This window comes from uncultured Dietzia sp., from assembly GCF_937873725.1.
Taxonomy (GTDB): domain Bacteria; phylum Actinomycetota; class Actinomycetes; order Mycobacteriales; family Mycobacteriaceae; genus Dietzia.
Map to the genome: position 1 here is coordinate 1 of NZ_CALMYY010000104.1, position 2,701 is coordinate 2,701.

At 73.5% G+C, this 2,701-nt stretch carries 4 protein-coding genes; all 4 read left to right on the forward strand.

Features of this window, described 5'->3' with window-relative positions; genetic code table 11:
* The coding region (locus tag Q0444_RS11475) for a pyridoxal-phosphate dependent enzyme (protein ID WP_299023282.1) at positions 1 to 551 on the forward strand (551 nt) is incomplete at its 5' end.
* 23 nt (positions 552 to 574) lie between these two features.
* Positions 575 to 1,159, forward strand: a complete 585-nt coding sequence (gene epsC, locus Q0444_RS11480; RefSeq protein ID WP_299023285.1) for a serine O-acetyltransferase EpsC — start codon at positions 575 to 577, stop codon at positions 1,157 to 1,159.
* A gap of 43 nt (positions 1,160 to 1,202) precedes the next feature.
* Entirely contained in the window at positions 1,203 to 2,219 is a 1,017-nt protein-coding gene (locus tag Q0444_RS11485; protein WP_299023283.1) for a zinc-dependent alcohol dehydrogenase family protein, read from the forward strand.
* Positions 2,220 to 2,230: 11 nt separating this feature from the next.
* Positions 2,231 to 2,701, forward strand: a 471-nt coding sequence (locus tag Q0444_RS11490; protein WP_299023284.1) for a formate dehydrogenase accessory sulfurtransferase FdhD, incomplete at its 3' end; no start/stop codon positions are given.

A 2,701-nucleotide genomic window follows, 5' to 3' on the forward strand; every position in this document is an offset into this window, starting at 1 on the left:
AGGCCGGGGAGGTCGCCGCGACCCGGGAGACCGCCGTTCGGGCCGGCCAGTTCGCCAACCCCGCCAACGTCGACGTCCATCGCCGCACCACCGGCCCGGAGGTCTGGGAGGACACCGACGGGGACGTCGACGTCTTTGTGGCCGGCATCGGCACCGGCGGCACCATCTCCGGCGCGGGCAACTACCTGCGCTCGCAGAAGTCGGACATCCAGATCGTCGCCGTGGAGCCCAAGGACTCGCCGCTCCTCACCGAGGGCAAGGCCGGCCCGCACAAGATCCAGGGCCTCGGTGCCAACTTCGTCCCCGAGATCCTCGACCGGGAGATCTACAACGAGGTCGTCGACGTCACCCTCGAGGACTCGCTGGCGATCGCCAGGCGGCTCGGCAAGGAGGAGGGCATCCTCTGCGGCATCTCCTCGGGCGCCAACGTCTGGGCGGCGCTGCAGATCGCCAAGCGGCCCGAGAACGCCGGCAAGACCATCGTCGTGATCGTGTGCGACTACGGCGAGCGCTACGTCTCCACGATGCTGTTCGAGGACTACCGCGACTGATGTCCGATCACACCCGACGCCCGGTGGGGTTCCTGCGCACGGTGCGCGAGGACCTCACCGCGGCGCGCGCCCACGATCCGGCCGCGCGCGGCGACCTCGAGAACGCGGTCGTCTACTCGGGCCTGCACGCGATCTGGATCCACCGGCTGTCCCATCGCATGTGGACCCGGGGCGGTGCCGGCCGGACCGCCGCGCGCGTCCTGGCCCAGTTCGCGCGGTTCCTCACGGGGATCGAAATCCATCCCGGCGCCACCATCGGCCGCCGGTTCTTCATCGATCACGGGATGGGCGTGGTGATCGGGGAGACCGCCGAGATCGGCGACGACTGCATGCTCTACCACGGCGTGACCCTGGGCGGGGTCTCGCTCAAGCAGGTCAAGCGGCACCCGACCCTGGGGGACCGCGTGACCGTGGGCGCCGGCGCCAAAATCCTCGGCCCGGTCGAGATCGGTGCCGACTCCTCCGTCGGGGCCAACGCCGTGGTGGTCAAGAGCGCCCCGGCCGGCTCGATCGTCGTGGGCATCCCGGGCGTGGCCAAGCCGGCCAGGTCCACCAAGGAGGAGCTGCGCGACGCGCAGTTCTACATCGACCCGGCAATCTACATCTGACGTCCGCGCGAGGGTGGACGGCGCAGGATCGAGGTGTTCCCGCATGACGACGATGCGCGCATGGGTGGTCGGAGAACCCGGGCCCCTGGCCGGCGGCCCCCTCGAGCTGACCGAGCTCCCCGTCCCCGACCCCGCCCCCGGCGAGGTCCTGGTCCGGGTGCTCACCTGCGGCGTGTGCCGGACCGACCTCCACGTCGCGACCGGTGACCTGCCCGTGCACCGGGCCCGGGTGGTCCCGGGGCACGAGATCGTCGGGGAGGTCGCGGGCGCCGGGCCCGACAGCGGCCGGTTCGCCCCGGGAGACAGGGTGGGCATCCCCTGGTTGCGGAGTACGTGCGGGCGCTGCGGGTTCTGCCGGACCGGCCGGGAGAACCTGTGCCCGGGGTCCCGGTACACCGGCTGGGACGCCGACGGCGGATACGCCGAGTTCACGACGGTCCCGGAGGCGTTCGCCTATCGGCTGCCCGACGAGCTTGACGACGCGACCGCCGCCCCGCTGCTCTGCGCGGGGATCATCGGCTACCGCGCGCTCACGCGGGCCGCGCTGCCCCCCGGCGGACGGCTCGGGCTCTACGGTTTCGGCGGGTCCGCGCACATCACCGCGCAGCTCGCGCTGGCCCAGGGAGCCGAGGTCCACGTCCTCACCCGCGGCGAGGGTGCGCGTCGGCTGGCGCTGGAGCTCGGTGCCGCCTCGGCCGGTGACGCGCTGAGCCCGCCCCCGGTCCCGCTGGATGCGGCCATCCTCTTCGCCCCCGCCGGCGAGATCGTCCCCGTCGCCATGGAGGCCCTGGCCCCCGGCGGCACGCTCGCCGTGGCGGGGATCCACCTCAGCGACGTGCCCGGGCTCGACTACCGACGTCAGCTGTTCCATGAGCGGACCCTCACGAGCGTGGAGAGCAACACCCGCGCCGACGGCGAGGAGTTCCTCGCGCTCGCCGCACGACTGGGGCTGCGGCCCACCACGCACGAGTACGGGTTCGACCAGGCCGCCGAGGCGCTGGCCTACCTCGACGCGGGCGACGTCCGGGGGGCGGGCGTACTCCGGGTGGCGTCCCGCTAACCTCGACCACCATGGGACGACGAAGCACCCGCCATCCCCCCACGCGCCTGCGCCCCCGCGGCGAGCCGGCGCGCGAGATCACCCCCCCCCCCCGTGAGGAGCCCCTGGAGATCCGGGTGGGCGGCGGCCCGTACGTCGTGACCATGCGGACGCCCGGTGACGACATGGACCTGGCCGCCGGCCACCTGGTCTCCGAGGGCGCCGTCTGGCACCGCGATCACCTGCCCGGGATCTGCTACTGCACCACCGTCAGCGGCCGCGCCGAGCAGGACTACAACACGCTCACCGTGACCCTGTCGCCCGATGTCCCGGAGCCCCGCGCCGCCCGGGCGGCCACCATGACCAGCGCCTGCGGCGTGTGCGGGGTCGACTCGATCGACGAGGTCCGCCGGGCCACCCACTTCCCCGCCGAGCCGGTCGACCCGCTCGTCGACGCCCCGCCCCTGCCCGCCCTGCCGGACCGGCTCCGCGAGGGCCAGGCC